Annotated in this window: 24 protein-coding genes and 3 pseudogenes; 10 read left to right on the top strand and 17 right to left on the bottom strand. The window is 70.2% G+C overall.

Annotation, left to right across the window (positions count from 1 at the left end; translation table 11 throughout):
- Window positions 1-16: 16 nt before the first annotated feature.
- The 4 genes from OG413_RS29655 to OG413_RS29640 all read right to left on the bottom strand — a co-directional run bounded on the left by OG413_RS29655 (window position 17) and on the right by OG413_RS29640 (window position 4,257).
- Window positions 17-592 carry a TerD family protein gene (locus tag OG413_RS29655; protein ID WP_266810987.1) on the bottom strand — a complete coding sequence of 192 codons (576 nt, stop codon included), beginning with the start codon at window positions 590-592 and terminating at the stop codon, window positions 17-19.
- Window positions 593-899: 307 nt separating this feature from the next.
- Entirely contained in the window at window positions 900-1,064 is a 165-nt protein-coding gene (tatA, locus tag OG413_RS29650) for a Sec-independent protein translocase subunit TatA (protein WP_266810986.1), read from the bottom strand.
- A 105-nt stretch (window positions 1,065-1,169) separates the two neighbouring features.
- Window positions 1,170-3,908, bottom strand: a complete 2,739-nt coding sequence (gene mgtA / locus OG413_RS29645; protein ID WP_266810985.1) for a magnesium-translocating P-type ATPase — start codon at window positions 3,906-3,908, stop codon at window positions 1,170-1,172.
- Complete coding sequence (locus OG413_RS29640) at window positions 3,892-4,257, bottom strand: metalloregulator ArsR/SmtB family transcription factor (RefSeq protein WP_073720110.1); 366 nt, start codon at window positions 4,255-4,257, stop codon at window positions 3,892-3,894. Before OG413_RS29640 ends, mgtA begins: the two co-directional genes overlap by 17 nt.
- A gap of 315 nt (window positions 4,258-4,572) precedes the next feature.
- Between OG413_RS29640 and OG413_RS29635 the strand changes: the two are divergent.
- Window positions 4,573-4,804 (top strand): annotated as a pseudogene (locus OG413_RS29635) (ATP-binding protein); the annotation flags it as partial.
- A 183-nt stretch (window positions 4,805-4,987) separates the two neighbouring features.
- Here OG413_RS29635 and OG413_RS29630 read toward each other — a convergent pair.
- Window positions 4,988-5,416, bottom strand: coding sequence for a PPOX class F420-dependent oxidoreductase (locus tag OG413_RS29630; protein WP_266810984.1), 429 nt, complete (start codon window positions 5,414-5,416; stop codon window positions 4,988-4,990).
- Window positions 5,417-5,553: 137 nt separating this feature from the next.
- On the opposite strand from OG413_RS29630, the gene OG413_RS29625 reads away from it, so the two are divergent.
- From OG413_RS29625 to OG413_RS29615, 3 genes and pseudogenes are all read left to right on the top strand, one after another.
- Window positions 5,554-5,967, top strand: coding sequence for a roadblock/LC7 domain-containing protein (locus OG413_RS29625; RefSeq protein WP_266813149.1), 414 nt, complete (start codon window positions 5,554-5,556; stop codon window positions 5,965-5,967).
- A 111-nt stretch (window positions 5,968-6,078) separates the two neighbouring features.
- A pseudogene (locus OG413_RS29620) lies at window positions 6,079-6,897 on the top strand (DUF6397 family protein); the annotation flags it as partial.
- A gap of 469 nt (window positions 6,898-7,366) precedes the next feature.
- On the top strand, window positions 7,367-7,855 hold the full coding sequence (locus tag OG413_RS29615; RefSeq protein WP_266810983.1) for a GNAT family N-acetyltransferase: 489 nt from the start codon (window positions 7,367-7,369) through the stop codon (window positions 7,853-7,855).
- Window positions 7,856-7,952: 97 nt separating this feature from the next.
- Here OG413_RS29615 and OG413_RS29610 read toward each other — a convergent pair whose 3' ends face one another.
- On the bottom strand, window positions 7,953-8,636 hold the full coding sequence (locus tag OG413_RS29610) for a histidine phosphatase family protein (RefSeq protein WP_266810982.1): 684 nt from the start codon (window positions 8,634-8,636) through the stop codon (window positions 7,953-7,955).
- A 249-nt stretch (window positions 8,637-8,885) separates the two neighbouring features.
- Here OG413_RS29610 and OG413_RS29605 point away from each other — a divergent pair, with 249 nt between their 5' ends.
- On the top strand, window positions 8,886-9,515 hold the full coding sequence (locus OG413_RS29605; RefSeq protein ID WP_266810981.1) for an LAETG motif-containing sortase-dependent surface protein: 630 nt from the start codon (window positions 8,886-8,888) through the stop codon (window positions 9,513-9,515).
- Between the two features lie 474 nt (window positions 9,516-9,989).
- On the top strand, window positions 9,990-11,057 hold the full coding sequence (locus OG413_RS29600) for an enoyl-CoA hydratase/isomerase family protein (RefSeq protein WP_266810980.1): 1,068 nt from the start codon (window positions 9,990-9,992) through the stop codon (window positions 11,055-11,057).
- A 155-nt stretch (window positions 11,058-11,212) separates the two neighbouring features.
- Here the strand turns inward: OG413_RS29600 and OG413_RS29595 are convergent, their stop codons facing one another.
- The 7 genes and pseudogenes from OG413_RS29595 to OG413_RS29565 all read right to left on the bottom strand — a co-directional run bounded on the left by OG413_RS29595 (window position 11,213) and on the right by OG413_RS29565 (window position 18,341).
- Window positions 11,213-12,691 carry a rhamnulokinase family protein gene (locus OG413_RS29595; protein WP_266810979.1) on the bottom strand — a complete coding sequence of 493 codons (1,479 nt, stop codon included), beginning with the start codon at window positions 12,689-12,691 and terminating at the stop codon, window positions 11,213-11,215.
- A 61-nt stretch (window positions 12,692-12,752) separates the two neighbouring features.
- Window positions 12,753-14,799 (bottom strand): annotated as a pseudogene (locus OG413_RS29590) (bifunctional aldolase/short-chain dehydrogenase).
- Window positions 14,800-14,869: 70 nt separating this feature from the next.
- Window positions 14,870-16,036: an L-rhamnose isomerase gene (gene rhaI, locus OG413_RS29585; RefSeq protein WP_266810978.1), complete on the bottom strand. Its 1,167-nt coding sequence runs from the start codon at window positions 16,034-16,036 to the stop codon at window positions 14,870-14,872.
- A gap of 260 nt (window positions 16,037-16,296) precedes the next feature.
- The gene (locus OG413_RS29580) at window positions 16,297-16,524 is read right to left on the bottom strand and encodes a hypothetical protein (RefSeq protein WP_266810977.1); all 228 of its coding nucleotides are present in this window, start codon (window positions 16,522-16,524) and stop codon (window positions 16,297-16,299) included.
- Window positions 16,525-16,631: 107 nt separating this feature from the next.
- On the bottom strand, window positions 16,632-17,153 hold the full coding sequence (locus tag OG413_RS29575) for a hypothetical protein (protein ID WP_266810976.1): 522 nt from the start codon (window positions 17,151-17,153) through the stop codon (window positions 16,632-16,634).
- Window positions 17,154-17,250: 97 nt separating this feature from the next.
- Complete coding sequence (locus OG413_RS29570) at window positions 17,251-17,730, bottom strand: hypothetical protein (protein WP_266810975.1); 480 nt, start codon at window positions 17,728-17,730, stop codon at window positions 17,251-17,253.
- The gene (locus tag OG413_RS29565; RefSeq protein WP_266810974.1) at window positions 17,730-18,341 is read right to left on the bottom strand and encodes a hypothetical protein; all 612 of its coding nucleotides are present in this window, start codon (window positions 18,339-18,341) and stop codon (window positions 17,730-17,732) included. The genes OG413_RS29570 and OG413_RS29565 overlap by 1 nt, the downstream gene beginning before the upstream one ends.
- Window positions 18,342-18,522: 181 nt before the next feature.
- Between OG413_RS29565 and OG413_RS29560 the strand changes: the two genes are divergently transcribed.
- Window positions 18,523-19,362, top strand: coding sequence for a pentapeptide repeat-containing protein (locus tag OG413_RS29560; RefSeq protein ID WP_266810973.1), 840 nt, complete (start codon window positions 18,523-18,525; stop codon window positions 19,360-19,362).
- Between the two features lie 51 nt (window positions 19,363-19,413).
- On the opposite strand, the gene OG413_RS29555 is transcribed toward OG413_RS29560, so the two are convergent.
- On the bottom strand, window positions 19,414-19,932 hold the full coding sequence (locus tag OG413_RS29555; RefSeq protein WP_266810972.1) for an SRPBCC family protein: 519 nt from the start codon (window positions 19,930-19,932) through the stop codon (window positions 19,414-19,416).
- A gap of 234 nt (window positions 19,933-20,166) precedes the next feature.
- A complete protein-coding gene (locus OG413_RS29550) occupies window positions 20,167-21,066 on the bottom strand; it encodes an NADPH-dependent F420 reductase (protein ID WP_266810971.1) in 900 nt (299 codons plus the stop codon).
- Here OG413_RS29550 and OG413_RS29545 point away from each other — a divergent pair.
- The 3 genes from OG413_RS29545 to OG413_RS29535 all read left to right on the top strand — a co-directional run bounded on the left by OG413_RS29545 (window position 21,065) and on the right by OG413_RS29535 (window position 24,358).
- Complete coding sequence (locus OG413_RS29545; RefSeq protein WP_266810970.1) at window positions 21,065-21,616, top strand: GH25 family lysozyme; 552 nt, start codon at window positions 21,065-21,067, stop codon at window positions 21,614-21,616. The two genes, OG413_RS29550 and OG413_RS29545, sit on opposite strands and share 2 nt — an antisense overlap.
- Before the next feature lie 624 nt (window positions 21,617-22,240).
- Window positions 22,241-23,971 (top strand): cytochrome c oxidase subunit I, encoded by a 1,731-nt coding sequence (gene ctaD, locus OG413_RS29540; RefSeq protein ID WP_266810969.1) that lies wholly within the window; start codon window positions 22,241-22,243, stop codon window positions 23,969-23,971.
- A gap of 45 nt (window positions 23,972-24,016) precedes the next feature.
- Window positions 24,017-24,358, top strand: coding sequence for a hypothetical protein (locus tag OG413_RS29535; protein ID WP_266810968.1), 342 nt, complete (start codon window positions 24,017-24,019; stop codon window positions 24,356-24,358).
- Here OG413_RS29535 and OG413_RS29530 read toward each other — a convergent pair.
- Together OG413_RS29530 and OG413_RS29525 are read right to left on the bottom strand one after the other, a co-directional pair.
- Entirely contained in the window at window positions 24,348-24,827 is a 480-nt protein-coding gene (locus OG413_RS29530; RefSeq protein ID WP_266810967.1) for a GNAT family N-acetyltransferase, read from the bottom strand. The genes OG413_RS29535 and OG413_RS29530 overlap by 11 nt on opposite strands.
- 24 nt (window positions 24,828-24,851) lie before the next feature.
- A complete protein-coding gene (locus OG413_RS29525) occupies window positions 24,852-25,229 on the bottom strand; it encodes a VOC family protein (RefSeq protein ID WP_266810965.1) in 378 nt (125 codons plus the stop codon).
- Window positions 25,230-25,442 lie beyond the last annotated feature (213 nt).

The following is a 25,442-nucleotide window of genomic DNA, read 5'->3' as shown; positions in this document are numbered from 1 at the left end:
GGCGTGGGCTCACCTGTCAGACATTGACGCCGTAATCGGACGCGATTCCCGCGAGCCCCGATGCGTAACCCTGGCCCACGGCGCGGAATTTCCACTCCGCACCGTGCCGGTACAGCTCGCCGAACACCATCGCCGTCTCGGTCGACGCGTCCTCGCTGAGGTCGTAGCGCGCCAGCTCGACGCCGTTCGCCCGGTTGACCACGCGGATGAACGCGTTACGCACCTGACCGAAGCTCTGGCCGCGGCTCTGGGCGTCGTGGATCGACACCGGGAACACGATCTTCGCGATCTCGACCGGGACCCCGGCCAGGTCGACGTCGATGGACTCGTCGTCACCCTCGCCCTCACCCGTCAGGTTGTCGCCGGTGTGGCGCACCGAACCGTCGGGACTGTTGAGGTTGTTGTAGAACACGAAGTGCGCGTCGGAGAGAACCTTGCCGGCCTCGGAGCACAGCAGGGCACTGGCATCAAGGTCGTGATCGGCTCCGGTCGTGGTACGTACGTCCCAGCCCAGGCCGACCGTCACGGCGGTCAGGCCGGGCGCCTCCTTCGTCAGGGAGACGTTGCCGCCCTTCGCCAGGGTCACACCCATGAAAATTCCTCCAGTGTTACGTCGATCCGCACGGTTCGGCCGTGCTGTTCTGCCGTCACTTACGCGAACGCGTGGCGCGGTCGTCAAGGTTCCCGGATTGCGCAAGTCGTGAAGTGAAGATGATGAAGACGCCGAGAGGGCGAAGGCGCCGTGAGCCGCGAAGGTGCCGCAGGTCGCGAAGATGTCGCGGGTCGAGAAAGTGCCGCAGGGGTGTGGGGTCGGCGAGTGGAGTGGGTGCGCCGGGCGCCGTGCAGCCGGTGATGGCCGCACTCGTCGTCGCCTGGCCCCTGCGCCGCACTCTCGCCGTTCATCGGGACTCGTCCTCCTTCATGGCCTTGGCCTCACTCTTGAGGATGCGCATCGACTTCCCCAGGGCGCGCGCCGTGTCCGGCAGCTTCTTCGAACCGAACAGCACGATGAGCACGATGGCCACGATCAGCAGGTGCCAGGGCTCCAGGCCGTTGCGCAACATTCTGGTCCCGCCCTTCTCTCCGTCCGCACGGCAACAGTTGCCGCATTGCGCAACTGTATAACCATGGCTGGGGGGCGAACCAGCGCCCCCTCGGTCCGCTCGGCATCACGGTGCGGTGTTCGTGCGGTCGTAGCGTCTGCGGGCTGCCGCCAGCCCGATCGCGTACAGCCCGAGGACCGTGCCGAGGAGCAGGTAGTACAGCGGGGGCAGGGCGGCCATTCCCAGCAGCGGGCCCAGCGCGGTGAGGGGCAGCAGCACACCCACGGCGGCGAGCCCGGCGGCCGCCGCGCGCAGTGGCCCGCCGGCCTTGCGTTCGGCCGAGTTCCGGCCGGTACGCAGCAACATCATGACGAGGGCCTGGGTGAGCAGGTTCTCGGTGAACCATCCGGCGTGGAACGCGGCCTCGCCGCCGGGAGCGGCCGTATCGCGCAGAGCCAGGGCGAGCACGCCGAAGGTGGCGAGGTCGGCGGCGGCGTTGAGCAGGCCGAAGCCCGTGATGAACCGCAGGAAGTCGCGGGGGCGGAGCACGGTGGGGCGGCGCAGGGCCGCGGCGGCGGGCCGGTCGAACGCGAACGCGAGTTGTGCCGCGTCGGAGCAGAGGTTCTGCACGAGCACCTGCGCCGGGAGCATGGGGAGGAACGGCAGCAGCAGGCCCGCGGTCAGCATCGCGAGGACATTGCCGAGATTCGACGAGAGCGTGATGCGCAGATACGTGGCGATGTTGCCGCTGCTGCGGCGCCCCGCGACCACGGCCCGGTCGATCGCGGTCAGGTCCTTTTCGGCCAGGACGACATCCGCCGCTTCCCGTGCGACGTCGACCGCGTTGCGCGGGCAGATGCCGACATCGGCGGTGTGCAGCGCGGGCAGGTCGTTGACGCCGTCACCGAGGAATCCGGTGGTGTGCCCGCCCGCGCGGAGCGCCGAGACGATGCGTGCCTTGTGCTCCGGGGCGCAGCGGGCGAACACGGTGGCCCGGTCCGCCAGCCGTGCCAGCTCCTCATCCGACAGCGCGTCGATCCGTTCGGCCGTCACGACCTCGCCGGGCGGCAGCCCGAGGTCGTGACAGACACGGGCCGCCGTGCCGGGATGGTCGCCGGTGAGGACCTTCACGGCGATGCCCCGCGCCGCCAGGACGCCGAGCGCGTCGGCGGCGCTCGGCGCGGGGACGTCGCGGAGGGTGACCAGGCCGAGGAACGTCAGCCCTCGTTCGTCGGCCGAGGTGTAGGCGCGGGCTCCGGACGGTCGGTCGGCACGGGCCACGGCGAGCAGCCGCAGCCCGCGCTCGGCCTCCCGGGCGGCGCGGGCGAGCAGCCGTTCGCGTTCGCCGTCGTCCAGTACGCACCGGTCGAGTACGGCTTCGACGGCGCCCTTCGTGACCAGCGTGTGGATGCCGGGACGGCCGGGCCGCCGGACCACGGCGGTGGCGAGACGGCGCACCGGATCGAACGGCAACGCGGCCACCCCGTCGTACACCGACAGCGGCGAACTCCCGTCGCCTTCGGCCGCGTGGTCCTCCGCAGCGTCCAGTACCGCCTCGTCCAGCGCGTCGGGCGCGGGCAGCTCGGCGAGCTGCAAGGTCCACAGCGCGCCCACCGCGGCCCACTGAAGAACCTCGGGGTCGGGCCGTCCCTCCCCGTCCACCGCACCTTCGACGACGGGCCGGTCCTCGGTCAGGGTGCCCGTCTTGTCCAGGCACAGGACATCGACCGCCCCGAGATCGTGCAGTGCGGGCAGCCGCTTGACGATGACACCGCTCGTACGGGCGAGCCGTGAGGCACCCCGTGCCAGCGCCGTCGTGACGAGGACGGGCAGCATCTCGGGAGTGAGGCCGACAGCCACGGCGACGGCGAACGGCAACGTCTCAAGACCCCGGCCGCGCAGTGCCGCGTTGGCCATGAGGACCAGGGGCGGTGTGAGCAGCATGAAGCGGATCAGGGTCCAGGAGATGCCCTGCACCGACCGGTCGAAGGCACTGGCGCCCCGGCGGCGGGCCCGGCCGTCATGGGCCGCGGCGAACCAGGTGTCCCCTCCGGTCGTGACGACGACCGCCGTTCCGCTGCCGGACGTCACACTGCTGCCCTGGAAGCAGAGGTGCGGCTGTGCGAACGGGCCGGACGGGGACACGGATGGTTCCGGGGCGTCGACGGGATGCTTGGGCACCGGCGCCGACTCCCCGGTGAGGGCCGACTGATGCACGGTGAGGCCACTGGCGCGCAACAGTCGTACGTCGGCGGGTACGAGATCTCCCGGCCCGAGCCGGATCACATCGCCCGGCACCAGCTCGGCCACGGGCACCTCACGGGCACGCGGTGCGGCGTCCGCGGACGTACGGCGCAGCACGGTCGCCGTGGTCGCCACCAGCTCCCGCAGTGCCGCGGCCGACCGGTCGGCGCGGTGTTCCTCGCCCGAGCGCAGCAGGCAGCTGACCAGGACGAGAACCAGAGTCACGCAGGCCGTGCCCCATGCCGACACAAGTGCCGACACCAGGCCCAGGCAGAGGAGCACGGAGGTGAACGGGTCGCGGAAGCTGGCCAGGAAACGCCGGGGCCACGAGACGGGGCGCCACGCGGGAAGAACGTTCTCGCCGAGGTGGGCCAGGCGCTCTTCGGCGACGCTCTCCAGCAGTCCCCGCGGCCCGCTGTCCAGTGAGCGCAGTACTTGGAGCGAGGTCGGCCCGGCACCGTGACGACCACCCGCACCCGCACTGCCGCGGCTGCCTGAACCGGCGTGGCTCCCCGCATCGCTGCCCGCACCGGGGCTCAGAGGGATCACCGTGGCCGACGCGTCGTCCCGCTCCGTGCGGCCCGGCCCTGCGGCTGCGCTCCTGTCAGGCACCGAGCTCACGCAGGCGGACGGGGTGCGCGGCCGAGTGCCCGGCGCGCTCCGCCAGCTGGCCGACCATGAGGCGCACCACAGTCACCACGCCGGGATCGTCGACCAGGTAGACCTGGCGGCGTCCCTCACGGCGCGACCGTACGAGTCCGGCCAATTTCAACTTCGTCAGATGCTGGCTCACCGAGGGCAGGGTGCCGCCCACCCGGTCGGCGAGACCGGTCACATCGCACTCGCCCTGGGACAGAGTCCACACGATGTGCAGCCGTGCCGGTGACGCCAGGAGCCCGAACGCGGCTGCCGCCTCGGCCAGCACCTCCGCGGGCGGATCCTGGAAACCGCCGCCGGAACCTGTGGACACGCTTGACCTCTCCCGTTCACGGGGCCGTCCGCACGCACCCGTCGCCGCACGTCTTCCCTGTACCGACAGGGCCAGTCACCCGAAAATGCCAGTGTAGAGGCCCGCGCCCGCTCGCTGAGCGGCCGATCCGGGCACCCTTCCGTATCGGTATGGCCATGCTGTCCGCGTACCGATACCGGGCGTGACCCATCCGAGCCCGCCGAGATGGCTCCGGCCGCCCCCTTCGCATCGTGAGGCTCACCCGCGAGAGAGTGATCGATGCCCTCCGGGCACGCCGACAGCGCGGTCCAGGACGCCGACAACGGGGTCGGCCCCTTCGAGCACCGGCGCATCCCGTTCATTGTCGACGTCCAGGGGTTTCCCGTGTTTCCCGGGCGCTCGCACCTACGGCGCGTACGAGAAGTCGCACGCCCTCGACCTCGACCGGGCACGCCCGTGGTGCCTCTGTGACGCGTGCGACCGGGATTCCGGAAAAGAAGTCCTGATCCGGACGGTCGAGTACACCGGACGGATGCACACCGCCCGGTTCCTCGACCCCGTGAGCTGAGGACCGGCTTCGGACCGGACCGGGCCGGATGGGCCGGGTCGGAGGAACCGGGCGGGCCGCACTGGAGGAACCGGGCGGGCCGGGCTGGAGGGACCGGACGGGCCGCACGGGAGGAACCGGGCGGGCCGGGCTGGAGGGACCGGACGGGCCGGTCCCTCCAGCCCCGGGCGTCGCGAGCCGTGGTCAGTCGGCCACGGCAGCCATGGCCAGCGCCTTGTCGACACGGACACGCACGACCAGTTCACCGGATACGCCGTTACGCCTCCCGAACTCCTCGGCCACCTCCTCGCCCATGTACCGGGCAGCGATCCGCGTCGCCCAGTGCCTCAACTGGTCAGGATCTTCACTCAGTTCGGCCTGGCCCTGGAGCACGGTGAAGGCGAACGGCGGCCGGTCGTCGTCGATACACAGGGCCACCCGGCCGTCGCGTGCGAGATTGCGGCCCTTCACGGTTTCCTTCCCGGTGTTGAAGACCAGATCGTCGCCGTCGAGCAGGAACCAGACGGGGGCGATGTGCGGACTGCCGTCGGCCCGGACGGTCGACAGCTTGGCGGTGCGGGTGCCCTCGGAAAGGAAGGCCCGCCGCTCTTCGTCGGTCATGTGGTGTGCCATTTCCCCATCCTCGGACGAACCCTCGCGTGGCGCGAAGCGACGCCCCGGAGGAAGGGGGCGCTTGCCCGTACGGGAGTGGTACGCAAGGCTTACGCGATACGGGCAACGGGGAACGTATGAGCGGGGAGGACGAGCAAATGGCGCTGGACCGGGGACTTGACTGGCTCCTTGACGATCTCACCAGCAGGGTGGAGCACATACGGCACGCATTGGTGCTGTCGAACGATGGTCTGGTGACCGGGGCGAGCACGGGGCTGGCCCGTGAGGACGCGGAACATCTCGCGGCGGTCTCCTCCGGTCTGCACAGCCTGGCTCGCGGATCTGGCCGGCACTTCAGGGCCGGCAGAGCCCGGCAGACCATGGTCGAGTTCGACGAGGCGTTGCTTTTCGTGACGGCGGCGGGCGACGGCAGCTGTCTGTGCGTGCTGACCGCTGCCGAGGCCGATGTCGGCCAGGTCGCCTACGAGATGACGCTGCTCGTCAACCGGGTCGGCGAACACCTCGGTGTAGCGGTTCGCCAAGGCGCCACAGAGGGCATCGACAGTCCCTGACCTGCGCTTTTCGCTGGACGTCGGGAGTTATCCACAGGCATGCCGATAGAAGCCCCCTCCGGGCTACCGTGGTCACAGAGAGTATTCGGACCTCACGGGGAGGGCAGGGGCATGACCGTTACGGAAGCCACCCGCACGCATGACGAGGACGCGCGCGGGCGTGAGAGCGGTGACGGCGCGGTCACGGTGACCGCGGGCCGAGCCGCGCAGGAACTGGGCATGAGGCGCGGGGAGTTCGAGCTCGCCGTGCATCTGGGGCTGGTAGCCACCACCACCGGACCGGACGGCGGACGGCCTCGGGTCGTCCGGGACGAGATCGAGCGCCTGCGCGCGCACCCGGGATTCCCCGACGGCCTCGGGGGACGGGTGCGCACGGTGGGCACCGCTGAAGGGGCCGCGTTGCTCGCCATCAGTCCGGCCCGTTTCACCCGGCTGGCACGGGCGGGGTGTTTCGCGCCGGTCACGTTCTATCTGAACCGTTACCGGGCTGTGGTCTGGCTCTACCTCGTCGACGAACTCGCGGGATTCGCCACCCGCGAGCCCACGCTGCTCGCCGGCACCAGCCCCGCCGGAATGCGGGCGATGCTGGAAGCCGGAGCCGACTGGCGTGCCCGCAACTGGCGATCCCAGAGGATCGACAGACTGCTCGGCCGCACAGAGGACGCGTGGGCGCGAGCCGCTGTACAGGCATCCGCCCTGGACCCCGTCCAACTCGGTGAGGTGGTGGACGATCCGTACGAACGGGCCTACCTCGCCAGGGTTCGGCCGGAACCCGTGTTCGGACGGCCGGGGTCCGTGTCGGCCAAGGAGGCCATGGGGGAGCTGATGCTGGCCGACGATCCGGACGAGATCCTGTGGCGGCGGGTCAACCTGGCGCTGGAGCTGGACAGGGCCCGCGAGGACCGGCAGGCCCCGCGCCCCGGTGACGAGCGCGGACCACGGCTCGTGCCGGATACTGCAACAGCCCCTGTGCGGGCGGCGGCAGTGCCCTGGCCGCCTGTGCGCGACTCCGGGTCACCGGCATCCACACCCGCACCCGCACCCGCGCCTACACCCACATCCGCGTCCACGCCCCGACCGGCACCCGCTGCCCGGCCCGCACCACCATGGGCACCCGGTCCTGTCCCCGCGTCACGGCTCGCACCCGCACTGGTTCCGGCGTCACGGCCCGGGTCCGTAAGTACACCGGCCTCGGTACGCTCGGGTGCCTCCGGAGGCCCGTCCGAAGTCTCCCTCGGAATCCCCGTCGAAGGTCCCGTCGGGGATCTCGCCGAATCCGTATCCGGCACTCCGTGCCCGCCGACCCCCGCGAGGGGTTTGCTCGCCCGGCTCCGGTGGCGAAGGCGCGGATCCGATAAGAACTGGCGGGCGCCCGCATCGCACCGGCACTCTGTTCCCCATGTTGATCAGGGAAGCAACCACTGAGGACTGGCCCGCCATCTGGCCGTTCTTCCATGCCATCGTCGCCGCCGGCGAGACACTCACCTATCCGCTTCACCTCGGTGAGGACGATGCGCAGGGCTGGTGGTTCCTCGCGGCGCCGAACCGAACGGTCGTCGCGGTCGACGACTCCGGGACGGTGCTGGGCACGGCGAAGATGAACCGGAATCACATGGGCAACGGTTCGCACATCGCCAGCGCCACGTACTTGGTCGACCCCGAGCACTCGGGGCGTGGCGTGGGGCGGGCCCTGTGCGAGTACTCGATGGACTGGGCGCGCACTTCAGGCTTCCGGGCCATGCAGTTCAACGCGGTGGTCGAGACGAACGCGTATGCCGTCAAGCTGTACCGATCGCTCGGCTTCGAGATACTGGGGACGCTGCCGGAGGGCTTCAACCATCCGACCGAGGGGTACGTCGGTCTGCACATCATGCACAAGGCGCTCTGATGCTGATGCCGCTCACGCACAAGGCGCTCTGATTACCGCGCTCACGCACAAGGTGTTCTGATGTCCCTCGCCCACGAAGCGCGCTGATACGGCCCGTTCAGCCGCCGAGGTCCGGAAGGGTGCGGCCGGCGGGACCGCCGTCCTCCCGGCCGCTCGCGGTCGCCGGGGCGACAACGGTCCCGGCCCAGGAAAGGGTCGACCAGCCCTCGTCGGGACTGCCCTCGACCACCACCACGCCGGTGTTGTCGAGGGCGTGCTCGGCGGCGAACTCCACCGTGACGTTCCGTGTCCGGGCCGCGGTCCACATCCGGATCGCGGCGCCATGGCTGACCAGTGCCACCGTCCGGGAGGTGCCGGGGGCGCTGTCCGAAGCGGCCTCGGCCACCACGGAGTCGAAGCGGGCCAGGACCTCGGCCCCGCTCTCGCCTCCCGGCATCCGTCGCACCGTGTCACCGGCGGCCCAGGCGAACGAGGTCGTCAAATACTGTTCGATCGCCTCTTCGTCGGCGCGCATCTCCAGCTCGCCGGCCGAGACTTCACGGATGCCGTCGCGGATGCGCACCTCCAGACCTCGCTCGGCGGCGAGCGGCGCGGCGGTGAGCTGCGTACGCGTCAGGGTCGAGGCGTACAACGCGTCGATGTTCTCCTGCGCGAGTGCCGTGGGCAGCGCGGCAGCCTGGCGCAGGCCCAGTTCGGTGAGACCGGGGCCCGGAAATGCCGTGTCCAGGAAATGGCCGAGGTTGGACGGCGTCTGGCCGTGACGGATCAACAGCAATCGCATAGAACGGGTCGAGGCTCCAGGATCGGTCGCGCGTGCGACAACAGATGCGTTCATTGCCCACTCTCTCATCGAGCCACACCCGGCAGGTACTCCTCGGAGGTGCGTGTCCGCCTTGTCTCAAGTAGCGGTGGTATGGGAATAGTTGGGCTATCCCGTGACGTGCGGGGTGGGTGTGTCGCGCGGGGGCGATGGCAGTACTGTGCGCCCCACCGCCATTCGGGCGATGAGATTCATCTGGAGGAAGAATCCATGACCATACCCAGGAGATCGTGGCGTGGCGCGGGAGCACTCGTGGCCGCTGCGGTCGTCGGTCTGACCGGTGGGGTCATCTCCGCAGGTCAGGCCGCAGCTCACACCCCCACCTGGGCCGTGACCTGCTCTGATGTGAGCGTTGACCTCACCAACTACACGAGTGACGTCGCCAACACGGTGACCGTCACTGTGGATGGCAAGGACCTGCTGCCGACAGAGACGTTCGGCCGCGAGTTCCACAAGAAGCTCACGCTGCCCGCGCACGACAAGGAAGTGACCGTCCGGCTCGTCGTCAAGGACGGCAGCGAGGGCGGCAAGTTCTCGCGCGACCTGACCGAGACGTCCCCGGTGTGCGAGGACGAGACGCCTCCGCCCACCCCCACGCCCACCGAGACGAAGCCGTCGGAGACCCCGACCACGTCGACTCCCGAGCCGAGCGAGACCCCCAGCGAGAAGCCTTCGGAGTCCGCGCCCGCCGTGCCCTCTCCGAGCCCCAGCTCGCCGGACCTGGCCGAGACCGGCTCGTCGTCCGCCACGCCGGTCATCGGTGGCGCCGCAGTGGCGGTTCTGCTCGCCGGCGGCGGCATCCTCTGGGCCGTCCGTAAGCGTCGTACCGCCCAGAACTGACGCTGTTCCGTCGGGCACACGGGGCGCGCGGATCGCACCTCGCGCCGCGTGAGACCGGGCGAACGAGCGTGTGAGGGCAGCCCGTCGAGGGGTGTGCCGCACTACTTCCGGTGGTGCGGCACACCCCTCACCGGTGCGGTCCCGCGGTCCCCGGCCTCGGGAACCGTCCCGGCGCCAACACGCTCCACCTCATCCAGTGGCCGGGGGTGCTGTGGCGAGCCGGGGAGGCGGACATGGGTCCACTGGCTGGGATTCCGTCGTCGAGCGGAACCCGGGGCTGAGTCATCTTGTCGCCGTTGGTAGTGGGTCATTCTCCTCCGGCGGCCGTCCGGCCGGGGCTGCGTCCTGCCCCGTCCTGCCCCTTGCGCACCTCCCTGTCCTGCCCCCGGCGCGGCCGTCGCAGAATGGGCAGGGAAAGATCGTCCGCGAATGGCGGTCAGTCCGCCCAGGGGCCCCACTGACCGGAGCGCACTCATGAACGATGACGACCCCGTCCTGCTGCACACCGAGGGCCACGCCCTGTTCATCACGCTGAACCGGCCGCGAGCGCTCAATGCCCTCAACCACGTCATGGTGCGGCTCGTCGACGCGGCCCTCGCCCGAGCCGAGCACGACGACGCGGTCACCTCGGTCGTGATCGACGGGGCGGGGGAACGCGGTCTGTGCGCGGGCGGTGACATCCGTACCCTCCACGACGACGCACGCGCCGGCGGCCGGGCCTCCCTGGAGTTCTGGCGCGACGAGTACCGCCTCAACGCCCGGATCGCCCGATTCCGCAAGCCGTACGTGGCACTGATGGACGGCATCGTGATGGGCGGCGGCGTGGGTGTGTCGGCCCACGGCAGCATCCGCGTCGTCACCGAACGATCGCGGGTGGCCATGCCCGAGACCGGAATCGGGTTCGTGCCCGATGTCGGCGGCACGCATCTGCTGGCCGCGGCACCCGGGGAACTGGGTACGCATCTGGCGCTCACCGGGCGGGCCGTCGGCGCGGCCGACGCGCTGCTGTGCGGCCTCGCCGACCACTTCGTACCGTCACAGCGCCTGCCGGAACTCGCCGCGGCCCTCGCCGTGAGTGCCACGCCGGACGAGGTGACGCGTACGGTGCTGCGGCACGCGTCCGACGCGTCCGACGCGCCTGTCGGCGAGCTCGCCGCTCAGCGCCATTGGATCGATGCCTGCTATGCCGCGGACACGGTCGAGGAGATCGCCGAACGGCTCCGGATCCGTGGCATACCGGCCGCCGAAGAGACCGCCCGCACGCTCCTGGCGAAGTCGCCCACCGCGCTCAAGGTCACCCTGGCCGCCGTGCGCCGGGCGGGTGCACTCGACAGCCTGGAGGCCGTCCTCGACCAGGAGTTCCGTGTCTCCAGCCGGGCTTTCGAGCAGCCCGACTTCGTGGAGGGCGTACGCGCCCAGATCATCGACAAGGACCGGAACCCGCAGTGGAAGCCGGCCGTCCTCGCCGAGGTCACCGACAGCGACGTCGCCCGCTTCTTCGCCCCGCTCGGACCGGGTGAGCGGGAACTGGGGCTCGCCTGAGCGGGCGCAGGCCGCACCTCGCCCGGGACCCTGAGACGCCCGCCCGCGTACCCCGCCCGTGGACCCGCTCACGTACCCCACCCACGGACCCTGCGGCGTCTGCCCGGGACCTCGCCCCACCCGCCCAGGGTCCCGCCCGTCGCCACCCCGGCCGCTCAGCCGTGTTCCAGTCGCGCCGCCGCCCGGTCCCAGGCCCGTCGGTCGCCGAGCGGGCTGTAGTGCCGCAACTCCTGCGTACGGGCGACCAGCCGCCGCAGATCGGGGAGATCGCCCACCAGACCCTGGGCGCGTGCCTGCAGCAGGATGTTGCCGAGAGCCGTCGCCTCGGCGGGCCCCGCCGTCACGGGCAGGCCGGTCGCGTCCGCGGTCCACTGGCAGAGCAGTTCGTTGCGCGAACCGCCGCCGACCAGATGGATCCGGTTCACCTCGCGCCCCGCCAGTTCAGCGGCCTGCCGCAGCGTCCGGCGATGGGCCAGCGCCAGGCTCTCCAGCACGCACCGCACATAGCCGCCCCGGCTGTCCGGTGGAGCCTGTCCGGTCCGTACGAGGAAGGCGTCGATCCGCGACGGCATGTCACCCGGTGCCAGGAACGACGGATCGTCGGGGTCCATCACCGCGGCGAACGGCCGCGCCCGCGCCGCCCGGGCGAGGAGTGCGGCCAGGCTCGTAGCCGTACCGGACCGGTCCCAGGTACGGCGGCACTCCTCCAGAAGCCACATGCCCATGATGTTGCGGAGGTAGCGGACAGTGCCGTCGACGCCCCGCTCATTGGTGAAGTTCGCCGCCCGCGACTCCTCGGTCAGTACCGGATCCGTCAGCTCCAGCCCCGCAAGGGACCACGTGCCGCACGAGATGTACGCGAATCCCGGCTCCGTCGCCGGCACCGCGGCCACCGCCGACGCCGTGTCGTGCGAGGCGACCGTCGTCACCGGCGTACCGGCGGGCAGGCCGGTGAACTCGGCGACATGGGGAAGCAGCGTTCCGGCCGTGTCACCCGGCTCACGCAGGGGCGGAAACAGTGCGCGGTCCAGCCCGAGACGGTCGATCAACGCATCGGACCAGGTCCCGCCGCGTGCGTCGAGCAGCCCGGTCGTCGACGCGTTGGTGATCTCCGCCCCGACCGTGCCGGTCAGCCAGTGCACCAGCAGATCGGGAATCAGCAGCAGCGTCCGCCCCGACCGCCACTGCGCCGCCCCGCCGTGCGCGGCCAGCTGGAACACCGTGCTGAACGCCAGCTGCTGCAACCCGCTCACCGCATACAACTCCCGCGCACCGCAGCGCGCCAGCACCCGGGCCGCGGCCTCCGCGTTGCGGCTGTCGCGGTAGTGGAACGGCATCCCGAGCAAGGCCCCGTCGGCGTCCAGCAGGCCGTAGTCGACCGCCCAGGTGTCGATGCCGATCGAGGCGACCGGACCGCTGCGCGCGGCCGTGCGCAGACCGTCCAGCATGCCCTGATACAGGGCGAGGACGTCCCAGCGCAGCCCGTCCGGCAGCCGGACCGGAGTGTTGGGGAAGCGGTGCACCTCGGTCAGCACCGGCGCGCCGCGCCCCACTCTCGCGGTGATCACCCGGCCGCTGGTGGCACCGAGGTCCACAGCGGCGAAGACCGGGTCGTTCCGTGAAGCGACAGGCATGAAGATCTCATCCGATCCGGGTGGCGCCGCCCGATCCGTGTCCGGGCCGCGCCGCGCGTGGTCAGCGCAGGAAGGCCGCCGCCACACCGGCGTCGACGGGAATGTGGAGCCCGGTGGTGTGGGTGAGATCGTCACCGGTCAGCGCGAAGACGGCATTGGCCACATGCTCGGGTAGCACCTCTCGCTTGAGCAGGGTCCGCTGGGCGTAGAACTCGCCCAGCTTCTCCTCCTCGATGCCGTAGGTCGCGGCGCGCTGGGCGCCCCAGCCCGCGGCGAAGATGCCCGAGCCGCGCACCACCCCGTCCGGATTGATGCCGTTGACCCGGACGCCGTGCTCGCCCAGTTCGGCGGCCAACAGCCGTACCTGGTGGGCCTGGTCGGCCTTGGTCGCGGAGTACGCGATGTTGTTCGGGCCCGCGAACACGGCGTTCTTGGAGGCGATGTAGATGATGTCGCCGCCCAGCCCCTGTGCCCGCATCACCCGGGCCCCTTCGCGCGACACCAGGAACGAACCGCGCGCCATGATGTCGTGCTGGAGGTCCCAGTCCCGCGCCGTCGTCTCCAGCAGCGGCTTCGAGATGGAGACCCCGGCGTTGTTCACGACGAGGTCCACACCGCCGAAGGCGAGTACGGCGGCCTTGAACGCGTCGACGATCTGCTCCTCGCCGGTGACGTCGACCGTCACCGCGACCGCGTTGTCCGCCCCGACCAGTTCCTCGGCCACCGCGGCGGCGTTCTCGGCGTTCAGGTCCGCGACCACCACACAGGCACCTTCCGCCACCAGCCACCGGGCGATGGCCCTGCCGATGCCCGATCCGGCGCCGGTGACCAGAGCGACCCTGGTCGCCAGCGCCTTCGGCTTCGGCATCCGGCGCAGTTTCGCCGCTTCCAGCTCCCAGTACTCGATGCGGAACTTCTCCCGCTCCTCGATCGGCGCGTACGAGGAGACGGCCTCGGCGCCACGCATCACGTTGATGGCGTTGAGGTAGAACTCCCCGGCGACCCGGGCCGTCTGCTTGTCCTTGCCGAACGAGAACATGCCGACTCCGGGCACGAGCACGATCGCCGGGTCCGCACCGCGCATGGCGGGGGAGCCGGGGACGGTGTGCCGTTCGTAGTAGGCGCGGTACTCCTCGCGATAGTCCGCGTGCAGTTCCCTCAGCCGGCCGATCGCCTCGTCCAGCGGTGCGTCGGCCGGCAGGTCCAGGACGAGCGGCCTGACCTTTGTCCGCAGGAAGTGGTCCGGGCAGGAGGTGCCCAGCGCGGCGAGCCGCGGGTGTCCGGCACGCGCCAGGAAGTCCAGGACCGGTTCGGCGTCGCTGTAGTGGCCGACCTGCGGACGGTCGGTGGAGGCGAGCCCCCGGACGACCGGCGCGAGCGCGGCGGCCCGCTCCCGGCGCAGTTCCTCGCCCAGGGCCTCCCGGCCCGGCAGCACGGCCCCGAACGGCTCGTCCCTGCCGTGTTCCTGAAGGAACGTCTCGGCGGTACGGATCATCCACAGCGCGTTGCGCTCGCACTCCTGCGACGTGTCGCCCCAGGCGGTGATGCCGTGACCGCCCAGGATCACGCCGACGGCCTGCGGATTGGCCTCCTTGGCGGTGGCGATGTCCAGACCGAGCTGGAAGCCGGGCCGGCGCCAGCCCACCCAGGCCACCGTGTCGCCGAAGCACTGCGCCGTCAGCTTCTCGCCGTCGGCCGCGCACGCCAGCGCGATACCGGAGTCCGGGTGCAGATGGTCCACGTGCGCGGCGTCGACCAGCGCGTGCATCGCGGTGTCGATGGACGGAGCGGCGCCGCCCTTGCCGTGCAGGCAGTAGTCGAACGCCGAGACCATCTCGTCCTCACGCTCCACCCCCGGGTACACGTCCCTGAGCGCGCGGACCCGGTCCAGACGGAGTACGGCGAGACCGGCCTCGGTGAGCGTGCCGAGGTCACCGCCCGAGCCCTTGACCCAGAGCAGTTCGGCCTCGCCGCCGGTGACAGGATCGGTCCCGGTCGCCTTGGCCGAGGTGTTGCCCCCCGCGTAGTTGGTGTTGCGGGGGATCGGAGCCGATCCGATGGGCGCGGTCCAGGAGCGCGGCGACTGCGGCACGCGTCGCGGACGTCATGAGGATTCCTTCGGGAGGCGGCCCGGACGAGGGCCGGTCGGTTACGTGGACGTCGGGGCTGGAAAGTGGCTCAGGCTCTCCAGCCCGCCTGATCGCCACCGACCCGGGCGGCGGCGATCCGCTCCTGGTTGCCCGAGGCGAGGTAGGCGGCGAACGGGTCACCGGCCAGGCCGAGTTCCTCGCGCACCTCGACGAGCAGCGGCCGTACGTCGGTGTTGTACGCGTCCATGAGGACACCGTTCGACGCGAGTACGTCACCGGAACGCTGAGCCGCGGTCAGGGCCACGGTGTCGATCAGGAGCGCCTTGGCGGTGGCCTCCTGGACATTGGTGACCGACCGGATGACCGCCGGGATCTTGGCCTCGATGTTGTGGCACTGGTCGAGCATGAAGTTGACGTTCGTCTCGGTCCTGAGACCGCCGTTCTTGACCACGTCGTGCATGATCCGGAACAGCTGGAACGGGTCCGCGGCCCCGGCCATCAGATCGTCGTCGGCGTAGAAGCGGGAGTTGAAGTCGAACGCGCCGAGCTTCCCCTCGCACAGCAGGAACGTGACGATGAACTCGATGTTGGTGCCGGGGGCGTGGTGACCGGTGTCCACGACGACCTGGGCCTTCGGACCCAGCTTGAGGCAGTGGGCGTAGGCGGTGCCCCAGTCGGGCACGTCCGTGGTGTAGAACGCGGGCTCGAACAGCTTGTACTCCAACAGGATCCGCTGGTGGTCGCCGAGCCGGTCGTAGACCTCGGTCAGCGCCTCGGCCAACCGGTCCTGACGGCCCGCGATGTCGTCCTGGCCGGGGTAGTTGGTGCCGTCGGAGAACCACAGCTTGAGGTCGGGGGAGCCGGTGGCGTCCATGACGTCGACGCAGGCGAGCAGATGGTCGATGGCCTTGCGGCGGACCGCGGGATCGGGGTGGGTGACCGAGCCCAGTTTGAAGTCGTCGTCCTGGAAGACGTTGGAGTTGATCGCACCGATCCGCAGGCCGAGGTCCTCGGCGTGGTGGGTCAGCGCCGTGCAGTCCTCGACCTCGTCCCACGGGATGTGCAGGGAGACCTTCGGGGCGACACCGGTGAACGCGTGCACCTGGGCGGCGTCCTGAAGTTTCTCGAACGGGTCGCGCGGCACACCTGGCTGGGCGAACACCTTGAAGCGGGTCCCGGAATTGCCGTAGCCCCACGACGGCGTCTCGATCACCTGGGACTTGAGAGCTGCCTTGACGGCCGACACATCAGACATGAACACCTCGTAAGCGGAGTCATCCGGCGACCGCTGGCGACCCGGATGTGAATCGTTTCATCAGCAACGTACGCTAGATTCCGTTCTTGCTGCTAGTCAAGCAGTCAGCCAAGTTTCGGAGGATTTTGAATCAATTCACCATGAGGTCGCGCAGGGCCGGCCGGAGTCGCTCCCCGGCACTGCGTGGTTCCGCGATGAGGCACTCCGGCGCCGTGGAGCGCCACCATCGCACCGGCCGGTAGGTCGGCCGGGCTCACCGGTCAGCGGTCGCTGACGGACAGACATGGCCGCAACGCCCGTACCAGAGCGAACAGCTTGTCCTCGTTGCCCGTCAGTCCCGCGCCGCTGAGGGCCCGGTCCGCCTCCTCCATCGGAGAGGTGAGCAACGGCAGGTACAGCGGTGCGTCGTCCGGGTCCGAGAGCGCGGCCCGGGTGGCCTCCAGTAACCGGATGTACGCCTGGGCGGCGGCCAGTTCGTCTTTGTCCATCTCAGCATCTCCTGGTCAGAGGTGTCGGACCGGCAAGCATCCCCCATGGGTCTGACAACGCCGCTCCGCGGTCGCGCCGTCCCGCCCCGGAGAGCAGGTCGCCCGCCTCACACGCCCTTCCCGCGCGTGGCACCGGTAGGAGGCTCCACCTCCAGGAACCGCCTCCGGCGCGGCCCCCGGTAGAGCAGCGCCGTCCAGCCCAGCCGTCGCAACGCGTCGGCGCACCGGGGCAGCGACTCCTCTTCCTCATGAACGGCTCCGCTCCCCGGTGGGCCGGCCCACTCCACCCGTGCCGTGCCCGGGGATTCGCCCTCCAGCACGCGATACCCGGCCGTTGTGCGCCGCCCGGACGCGTCGACGGCGGAGGGAGTCGCCCCGGAAGCCTCCAGGACCAGCGCGACGGCCCGTACCGTCCGACGCAGCTCCCACTTGGCGGGCACAGCCTCCGGATCGGCCTGCCCGGCGTTGGTCAGCCGGCGGATCTGGAGCAGCCCCTCGAAAGCGGTCCGTACCGAGGCGGCCCGCACCGCGGCCGCCCGGTCGACGTCGATGGCCCCGTCGCTCACCCCCAGGGGCGGCGGACCGTCCCCGGTGGCGGGTTCGAACCCGGTCTCCTCCTCGGCGCCCATCCCATTCCCCTTCGCCGGTTCCGCACTGAGGTCCAGTGTGCGCCGCGCCACTGACAACGCGACGTGCCCGGAACGGGGAGGAGGGGCGCAGCCCTTGTCACACCGGGGTGAAGCCCTTCAGATAGTGCTCGCGCAGCACGCCCCGGTGCCGGGCGTCGGAGAGCTGCTCGGTCACCCAGAGGAAGAAGTCGTCCGCGAGCATGTCGGTCCAGTCGTACGCCGGGTCGAAGGGGCCAAGGGCCGGCGCGGGCAGAACCCTCTCCCACGGCGGCCCGTCGAGGCCGCCGGTGACAGTAAGGAGGCGGCTCCCGTCCGGCCGCGAGGCGCACCGGACGGAAGCCGCCTCGGCGTCCCACCGCTCGGCGCCGTACTGCAGCCAGAGCGTCGAGGACGCGGCGTACAGGGCGGCGCCGTCACCGGTGTCGTGCGACAGGACGTGAACGAAGCCGTGGCAGATCCGCTCACCGGCAGGTCGCGCGAAGGCGTCGGCGGGGCCGGGGGAGAGGCGCCCGCTCTCGGGGTCCAGGACCCAGAGCCTGCCGTACCTGTCGTAGTCCTGAAGCACGGCCGGGGACATCAGTGACGCGGCTCCAGCCCCAGCTCCTGGTCGACTGCCGCGCTGCTGCGGGTCGCCGCGTCGATGACCTTGGCCCAACTGCCGTACCGGGCGTACTGCTGATCAGCCGTCGGCCCCAGGGGATTGCCGTACTTCGCGAGGTTGCGCGCCTCCAGCATGGCGACCGCCTCGGGCGACATCCCGGCCCGAGTGATGTCCTTGGCCTCATTGCGCATGGTCACCAGGACCCGGGCGATCTCCTCGTCCGAACGGCCCTCCTCGCGCATCCGCTGCTCGACCGACTCCATCTCGTCCAGCAACTGGTGGTACCGCACGCGGACCTCACGGGCCTGCGCCTTCTCCTCCGGTGTCATCTCGCGGATCGCGCAGACAACGGGATCGCCACTGGTGCACGGCGCATCCGGAACCGTCGTCAGGGCGAAGGTGAACGAAGGACCGGTCGCACGGGCGAGCGACGGGCCTGCCGCCGGAGCGGCGAGTGCGCTGCCGGGGGCGACCAGGGCGCTGCCCACGACGGTCAGCAGCGGGAGAAGCAGGGAGACGACCAGCCGGCGCGCGAGCGGACGGCGACTGCCGACGGAACCGGGGGCAGCCAGAAAACGTTCATGCATGAAGAGAGGCTCTTTCGCCTGGGGAACAGGGCGAGACGGGACGTTACGGTGAGTGACTCACCGCCCGGCGGTCATGGGCGCGGCGCGTCCGGGTGACGCCCGGATAAACTTGGCCCTCTCTCACCCCGGACACGTGATCCGCGTGATGCCCCTTGCACTCCAGACAGAGGAACCGCGCCCCGTGACCGACAACGATCCGAGCGCCGCACCCGACACCGGGCGGGCCGCACTGCGCGCGGACTGCGCGAACTGCTTCGGGCTGTGCTGTGTCGCCCTGACGCTGACCGTGTCGGCGGACTTCGCGATCAACAAGGACGCCGGGCGGCCCTGCCCCAACCTCCAGGACGACTTCCGCTGCGGCATCCACACCCGACTGCGGCCGAAGGGCTTCTCCGGCTGCACGGTGTACGACTGCTTCGGCGCCGGGCAGAAGGTCTCCCAGGAGACGTACGCCGGTCAGGACTGGCGGTCGTCCCCGGACACCGCCCAGCAGATGTTCCAGGTGTTCCCGGTGGTGCGCCAACTGCGGGAACTGCTCTGGTACCTCACCGAGGCGCTCACGCTGTCCGCCGCCGCGTCACTGCATCCCGAGATCCGGCGCGCCATCGAAGCGACGGAACGTCACAGCGACGGTTCAGCCGAAGCCCTGGCCGAACTGGACGTGGCGGCGTACCGGGGCGGGATCTCCGACCTGTTGCTGCGGACCAGCGCACTTGTGCGGGCGAGCGCGCCCCGCCGCAAGAAGCGCGACCACCGCGGCGCCGACCTCATCGGGGCCCGGCTCAAGGGCGCCGATCTGCGCGGTGCGGACCTGCGCGGGGCCTATCTCATCGCGGCCGATCTCTCCGGAGCCGACCTGCGCCTCGCCGACCTGATCGGCGCCGACTTCCGCGACGCCGACCTCGCGGGCGCCGACCTGACCGGCAGTCTGTTCCTGACCCAGGCCCAGCTCAACGCGGCCAAGGGCGACGCGGCGACCAGGCTTCCGCCGTCCCTGACCCGCCCCGCGCACTGGGACTGACCCGCGCGCCGGGCCTGACGGGGGTGTCCGCCGGGGATCGTGGGACATCCCTCAGGAGGTCTCACCGGCTTCCAGCGCCGACTTCAGGCGCTCCAGAGTTGTACGGATGTTGCGGCGCTGGAACTCCGCGAACGTATGCCCCCGCGTCGCGATCCGGTCGAAGCCGTTGGCCAGGAGGTCAGGCCATGCGCGCCGGTCGTCGGTCCAGGTCTCGGTGACCCTGGTGGACCCGTCCACCGCCTCGAAGCGGTACTCCCAGGTGGCGATCGGGCCGGGTAGCCGCGGCTGCCGGGCGCCGATCGCGTGGACGCGGAAGGCGAAGCGCTCACCGGGGTCGGCGGCGGTCACCGTGCACCTGGTCGTCCAGCGCACCGCGCCGCGCTTGTTGCGGCCGTCGAAGACCATGCCGACGTACGCGCCACGGCGTTCGCCGCGTACCGTCGCTCCCCGGTTCTCCGGGCTCCAGCGTCCCATCGCGGTGGGATCACTGAGCTGTTCGTACACGTCCGCCGGGGCGGCGTGGACGACGATGCTGTCCGACACGGACATGGTGCGACGGGTGCGGGGCATGGGGCGACTCCTTGTCCACGGCCGTCCCGGTCCACCGCCGGGGGCCGGACGGACCGTGGAGCCGGCGCCCCGGGCCCCACACCTTACTCGCGAGTAGCTTCGTCCGGCTGTGCGGAGGGCGGCACTTCGGTGCGCGGGCGGCGCGCGGGGCGGGACGCCCTGGAGGCCCCCGCCATGGCCGACCGGTGGACAACGGCGAAGACCTCCTTCACCGGCCGCTCGCGCCCCTCGGAGTCAGGCGCGCCACTCCGCGGTACGTTCCGGCGAAGCCTCTGCCAGCGCCTTCATGATGGTGTCGACATCGCCCTGGCTCCCGTAGACGGGTGTGCCGGGCTGCTGGCGCCACGACTCGTCCAGCCCGCCCGCGTCCACGGTGTCGAAGCCCAGCTCGTCGATGAGGTCGCGCACGGCCTGCTTGGCCGCCGCGTCGTCACCGGCGACCGGCAGCGCCTGGCGGCCGGGGCTGCCCTGCGGACGGCCCCGGTCCAGGATGTCCTGGGCGTACGTGCCGTTGAACGCCTTGATCACCGGGTGGCCGATCTGCTGCTCGGTCCACCGGCTCTCGGTCAGCCCGTCCTCGATGGCGGCGATCCTGCCGTCACGCTGCTGCGGGTAGTAGTTGCCGGTGTCGATGACCGCGGCGCCCGGTGCCGCGCCGTCGAGGAATCCCGAAGGCAGGTCGGGCACCGCCTTGAGGGGAACGGTCACCACGACGACCTGGGCGTCCTGGGCTGCCTCGGACGCGTGGACCGGGGTGGCGCCGGTTTCCTCGGCGAGTGCCGCGAGCGTCTGCGGGCCACGCGAATTGGCCACGGACACCTCGTGCCCGAGAGCGGTGAGCCGCCGGGTCAGGTTGCCGCCGATGTTGCCCGCTCCGATGATGCCGATCTTCATGGGTCCGACCTTCCGATGCTGACTGCGTGGAGAAAGTGGTCTCGTCGCATCACCAACCGCGCACCGGCGAGCACTATTCCGAGCGTCCTCGATTTGGGCCGGGCTCGGCGTGATCCGAACAAAAGTCCCTACGGTGGCCGACCGGTTTCCCCTCGGCGGCGCGGATGGGGCGGGACCTCGGCGGGCACATACCAGGGCAACAACCGGAACCTCGGATCCCCATGTGGAGGCGGTATCCATGCTGCACGGCGTCGACGTCAGCGCGTATCAGTCGTCCTTCGAAACGGACGGCCTCGACTTCGTGTTCATCAAGGCCACCGAGGGCCGCTCGTACGTCAATCCGGCACTGGAAGACCAGGTCAAGCGGGCGAGAGACGCCGAATGCGTCGTCGGCTTCTACCACTTCCTGTGGCCCGGGAACGTGGCGGAGCAGGCCGCGTACTTCCTGAGCAAGGCGCCCGAGAAGGCCGGTGAGCTGCTCGCTGTCGACTGGGAGGAGACCGGCGACGGCACCCGCGCGAGCAACGTGGAGAAGGACAGCTTCATCCGTGAGGTGAAACGCCTGCGGCCCCACAACCGTGTCCTGCTGTACTGCAACCGCTCGTTCTGGCTGCAGTACGACACGACCTCGTACGCGGGTGACGGGTTGTGGATCGCCGACTTCGTCACCAGCGGCAAACCGCGTATCGAGGCGTCGTGGCGTATCCATCAGTACACCGACCAACCGCTGGACAAGGACGTGGCCGACTTCGCCTCGGCCCAGGCGATGCGCGACTGGGCGGCCGGGTAGCCGGAAACGCACCGTCCCGTGCGTGCGCCGCCGGGACACTCCTCACGCGCGCGTCGAGGAGACCCGCAGGACCGACCGGCGGCGCGGACGCGGCGATCTCCCTGCACGCGGGCAACGACTCGTTCGGCCCGGCTCATGGTGCGCGGCGCCGAGGGGGGAGCCTTCGTGCCGGCGGCACTTCCTGCCGAGGGGTAGGTCGAACTCCCCGTCCTCGGCGCGCTGCTGAACGGCACCAAGGTCGTCGGCTCGATCGTCGGCGCACGCGAGAACCTTGCCGAGGTATTCCCACTGCGCCGTCTCGGCCGCACCGGAGTCGTCCGGGAGACCTGCGGCCTCGGCGACGTCAACAGCTCGATCGAGGATGTCCTGAGCGGCAAGGTCTCCGGGCGCCGCGTCTTCGATCTGCGCAGACGAGCGCCCTGACCACGCTCCCGGAAGCGCTCGACGGCCGTACCCGCACGCCGGGCGCATCGGACGGTCTGCGTGTGTCATGCCCCTGGGCCATTTGAGTGTCCTTCGTGCGCGCTCGCGCAGTGCTGGGAGAGATGTCCCACCGCACCGAACGTAACGGGTCCATTCTGGTCGCCGAGTCCGCAACTGGCCGTCGACCGAAGGAGCGTCGCAGTGACGACGAGGGACACCTCACAACCGGTGGAAGACGATGCCGCCTACCAGGATGAATTGCCGGTACGGCGCAAGGAACCGGGGAATGTCGTCATCACGTGGCTGACCACCACCGACCACAAGACGATCGGCACGCTCTACCTGGTCACGTCGTTCGCCTTCTTCTGCATCGGCGGACTGATGGCGCTCTTCATGCGCGCCGAGCTGGCCCGTCCCGGCACGCAGATCATGTCGAACGAGCAGTTCAACCAGGCGTTCACGATGCACGGCACGATCATGCTGCTGATGTTCGCGACACCGCTGTTCGCCGGATTCACGAACTGGATCATGCCGCTCCAGATCGGCGCGCCCGATGTGGCGTTCCCGCGGCTGAACATGTTCGCGTACTGGCTGTACCTCTTCGGCTCGATCATCGCGGTGGCCGGCTTCCTCACCCCGCAGGGTGCGGCCGACTTCGGCTGGTTCGCCTACTCCCCGCTCACCGACGCGGTCCGCTCGCCGGGCATCGGCGGCGACATGTGGATCATGGGTCTGGCGTTCTCCGGATTCGGCACGATCCTCGGTTCGGTCAACTTCATCACCACGATCATCTGCATGCGCGCACCCGGCATGACGATGTTCCGCATGCCGATCTTCGTCTGGAACGTCCTGCTGACCGGTGTCCTGGTCCTGCTGGCCTTCCCGGTCCTCGCCGCCGCTCTGCTGGCGCTGGAGGCGGACCGGAAATTCGGTGCGCATGTCTTCGACGCGGCCAATGGCGGCGCATTGCTCTGGCAACACCTCTTCTGGTTCTTCGGCCATCCAGAGGTGTACATCATCGCTCTGCCGTTCTTCGGAATCGTCAGCGAGATCATTCCGGTGTTCAGTCGTAAACCGATCTTCGGATATATCGGTCTGATCTCCGCGACGATCGCCATCGCGGGACTTTCGGCGACTGTGTGGGCCCACCACATGTACGTCACCGGCGGTGTGCTGTTGCCGTTCTTCTCGTTCATGACCTTCCTGATCGCGGTACCGACCGGTGTGAAGTTCTTCAACTGGATCGGCACGATGTGGAAGGGGTCGTTGTCCTTCGAGACACCGATGCTCTGGTCCATCGGCTTTCTCGTCACCTTCCTCTTCGGTGGTCTGACCGGTGTCATCCTGGCCTCGCCCCCGATGGACTTCCACGTCTCCGACTCGTACTTCGTCGTCGCGCACTTCCACTACGTGGTATTCGGCACCGTGGTCTTCGCGATGTTCGCCGGATTCCACTTCTGGTGGCCGAAGTTCACCGGCAAGATGCTGGACGAGCGGCTCGGCAAGATCACGTTCTGGACGCTGTTCGTGGGCTTCCACGGCACGTTCCTGGTGCAGCACTGGCTCGGTGCCGAGGGAATGCCGCGTCGATACGCGGACTATCTCGCCGCTGACGGCTTCACCGCGCTGAACACGATCTCGACGATCTCCTCGTTCCTGCTCGGCCTGTCGATGCTGCCGTTCTTCTACAACGTCTGGAAGACGGCCAAGTACGGCAAGAAGGTCGAGGTCGACGACCCGTGGGGTTACGGCCGTTCGCTGGAGTGGGCCACGTCCTGCCCGCCGCCGCGGCACAACTTCGTCACCCTGCCGCGGATCCGTTCCGAATCCCCGGCGTTCGACCTGCACCACCCCACGGTCCGCGTGCTGGACGACGCCGCCAACAGCACCGCCGCCTCCGTGACCGTGGCGCCCGGGGACAAGCAGGCGTGAGGGGGCGGCCGCCCGGACCGGGACGGCCCGACGAGAGGAGCACTGGTGGAACCCGACAAGGACAGCGCCCGGGGACTGGCCCAGATGGAGGGTTATCTGCTGTGGAACGCCGAGGTCGAGGAGGCGCGCCGGGAAGCCCGCCGCTTCACCGGCCAACTGCCCTGGCTCACCACGGCGCAGCGCGAGGACGTGGAGCGCGTCTACCTCATGGACCGGCTGACGCTCTGCCGTGAATCGCTGACGCGTGTCACCGGCCGGGCCGCCGAGCTGCGCGGTGAGTACACCGAGCGTTACGAGCAGCTCAGGGCGCGCTGCGTGGCCGCTTCCGCTCTGGTTGTGAGCGCGGCGATCGGCGCCTGCACCGCGCTCACCCTGCTCACCCGGTGACCGGAGGGCCGACCGGCAGCGTGTAGCGGACCTTGTCCTGGCAACGCACGCCGGGCCGCCGTGCGTAGAAGCGGATCGCGCCCTCGTTCCACGAGGGTGTCTGCCACTGGACCTCCGTGAGGCCGAGCCCGCGCGCCTCGGCGACCACGGCGTCCATCAGCAGAGCTCCCAGGCCCTGCCCCCGGGTGCTGTCGCGCAGAAAGAGGCAGTCCATGTGGAGGTACTCGGCGCCGTCCCAGGTGGAGATCTCCGGTACGCAGGTGGCGTAGCCGACGACTTCGCCGTCGGGCGATTCCGCGACCAGGCACCGCAGCCGGGGCGACGGCGTCTCGAAGAGGAGCAGGGCCAGCCGGCGCTCCAGAGCGGCGGCCGGCGGGGCGGCCCGCTCGTACGCCGCGTGCTCGGCCACCAGGGCGACGACCACCGGAAGGTCGGCCGGGCGGGCGTGCCGCACGTGCGGGGCGTTCATCGTTCTTCCCTCTCTCGTATCCGGTCAGTGACGCACCAGGCAGAACGGGTGGCCCGCGGGATCGGCGTAGATCCGCCAGCCGCGCTTCTCAGGACCGCCGTCGAGCACGGTCGCCCCCAGCGCCAGCACCCCTTCCTGGGCCAGGTCCAGATCCGTGACGGCGAAATCCAGATGGAACTGCTGGGGCCGTGCGGGATCGGGCCACCGCGGCGGCCGGTGGTCCACGACCCGTTGGAAAGCGAGCACGAGCCCAGCCGCCGTGTGCAGTGTCGACCACCCCTCATCGAGCGACCACCGTCCGTCCGGCCGGTCGACGGTGCCCCCGAGCACCCCCGCGTAGAACTCCGCGAGTTCCCTCGGAGCCGGGCAGTCCAGCACCACGCACTGCAGTTCCGCGATCATGGCCACATCCTAGGGAGCCGTCGGCCGACGCCCGACGCCGGATGCGGAGTCACACCAGGACGGCTCCCGCGAGCCGCGGTGCCCCGCGTGTGTCGTCGAGGGCCGACGGACGCGCCGCCAGTCTCTCCGTGTGCGACCGGGGAAGTCCGGCCGACGACAGCTCAACGGCCGCCCGCGCAGCCGACGCTCGGCCGCGGAACCCGCGTACCGGCG

It is taken from the genome of Streptomyces sp. NBC_01433 (assembly GCF_026340105.1).
Lineage (GTDB): Bacteria > Actinomycetota > Actinomycetes > Streptomycetales > Streptomycetaceae > Streptomyces.
The sequence above is the reverse complement of the archived record's forward strand: the minus strand, read 5'-3'. Positions and strand labels throughout refer to the sequence as shown.

What these genes read in the sequence shown, in the direction of transcription:
- OG413_RS29625 (WP_266813149.1), top strand. Translation starts at nt 5,554, where the DNA reads ATGGCGCTGGACCGGGGACTTGACTGGCTCCTTGACGATCTCACCAGC.
- OG413_RS29600 (WP_266810980.1), top strand. Translation starts at nt 9,990, where the DNA reads ATGAACGATGACGACCCCGTCCTGCTGCACACCGAGGGCCACGCCCTG.
- OG413_RS29605 (WP_266810981.1), top strand. Translation starts at nt 8,886, where the DNA reads ATGACCATACCCAGGAGATCGTGGCGTGGCGCGGGAGCACTCGTGGCC.
- OG413_RS29610 (WP_266810982.1), bottom strand. Translation starts at nt 8,636, where the DNA reads ATGCGATTGCTGTTGATCCGTCACGGCCAGACGCCGTCCAACCTCGGC.
- OG413_RS29525 (WP_266810965.1), bottom strand. Translation starts at nt 25,229, where the DNA reads ATGATCGCGGAACTGCAGTGCGTGGTGCTGGACTGCCCGGCTCCGAGG.
- OG413_RS29545 (WP_266810970.1), top strand. Translation starts at nt 21,065, where the DNA reads ATGCTGCACGGCGTCGACGTCAGCGCGTATCAGTCGTCCTTCGAAACG.
- OG413_RS29595 (WP_266810979.1), bottom strand. Translation starts at nt 12,691, where the DNA reads ATGCCTGTCGCTTCACGGAACGACCCGGTCTTCGCCGCTGTGGACCTC.
- OG413_RS29570 (WP_266810975.1), bottom strand. Translation starts at nt 17,730, where the DNA reads ATGTCCCCGGCCGTGCTTCAGGACTACGACAGGTACGGCAGGCTCTGG.
- tatA (WP_266810986.1), bottom strand. Translation starts at nt 1,064, where the DNA reads ATGTTGCGCAACGGCCTGGAGCCCTGGCACCTGCTGATCGTGGCCATC.
- OG413_RS29580 (WP_266810977.1), bottom strand. Translation starts at nt 16,524, where the DNA reads ATGGACAAAGACGAACTGGCCGCCGCCCAGGCGTACATCCGGTTACTG.
- OG413_RS29555 (WP_266810972.1), bottom strand. Translation starts at nt 19,932, where the DNA reads ATGCCCCGCACCCGTCGCACCATGTCCGTGTCGGACAGCATCGTCGTC.
- OG413_RS29630 (WP_266810984.1), bottom strand. Translation starts at nt 5,416, where the DNA reads ATGGCACACCACATGACCGACGAAGAGCGGCGGGCCTTCCTTTCCGAG.
- OG413_RS29565 (WP_266810974.1), bottom strand. Translation starts at nt 18,341, where the DNA reads ATGCATGAACGTTTTCTGGCTGCCCCCGGTTCCGTCGGCAGTCGCCGT.
- OG413_RS29530 (WP_266810967.1), bottom strand. Translation starts at nt 24,827, where the DNA reads ATGAACGCCCCGCACGTGCGGCACGCCCGCCCGGCCGACCTTCCGGTG.
- OG413_RS29655 (WP_266810987.1), bottom strand. Translation starts at nt 592, where the DNA reads ATGGGTGTGACCCTGGCGAAGGGCGGCAACGTCTCCCTGACGAAGGAG.
- OG413_RS29575 (WP_266810976.1), bottom strand. Translation starts at nt 17,153, where the DNA reads ATGGGCGCCGAGGAGGAGACCGGGTTCGAACCCGCCACCGGGGACGGT.
- OG413_RS29550 (WP_266810971.1), bottom strand. Translation starts at nt 21,066, where the DNA reads ATGGATACCGCCTCCACATGGGGATCCGAGGTTCCGGTTGTTGCCCTG.
- OG413_RS29615 (WP_266810983.1), top strand. Translation starts at nt 7,367, where the DNA reads ATGTTGATCAGGGAAGCAACCACTGAGGACTGGCCCGCCATCTGGCCG.
- rhaI (WP_266810978.1), bottom strand. Translation starts at nt 16,036, where the DNA reads ATGTCTGATGTGTCGGCCGTCAAGGCAGCTCTCAAGTCCCAGGTGATC.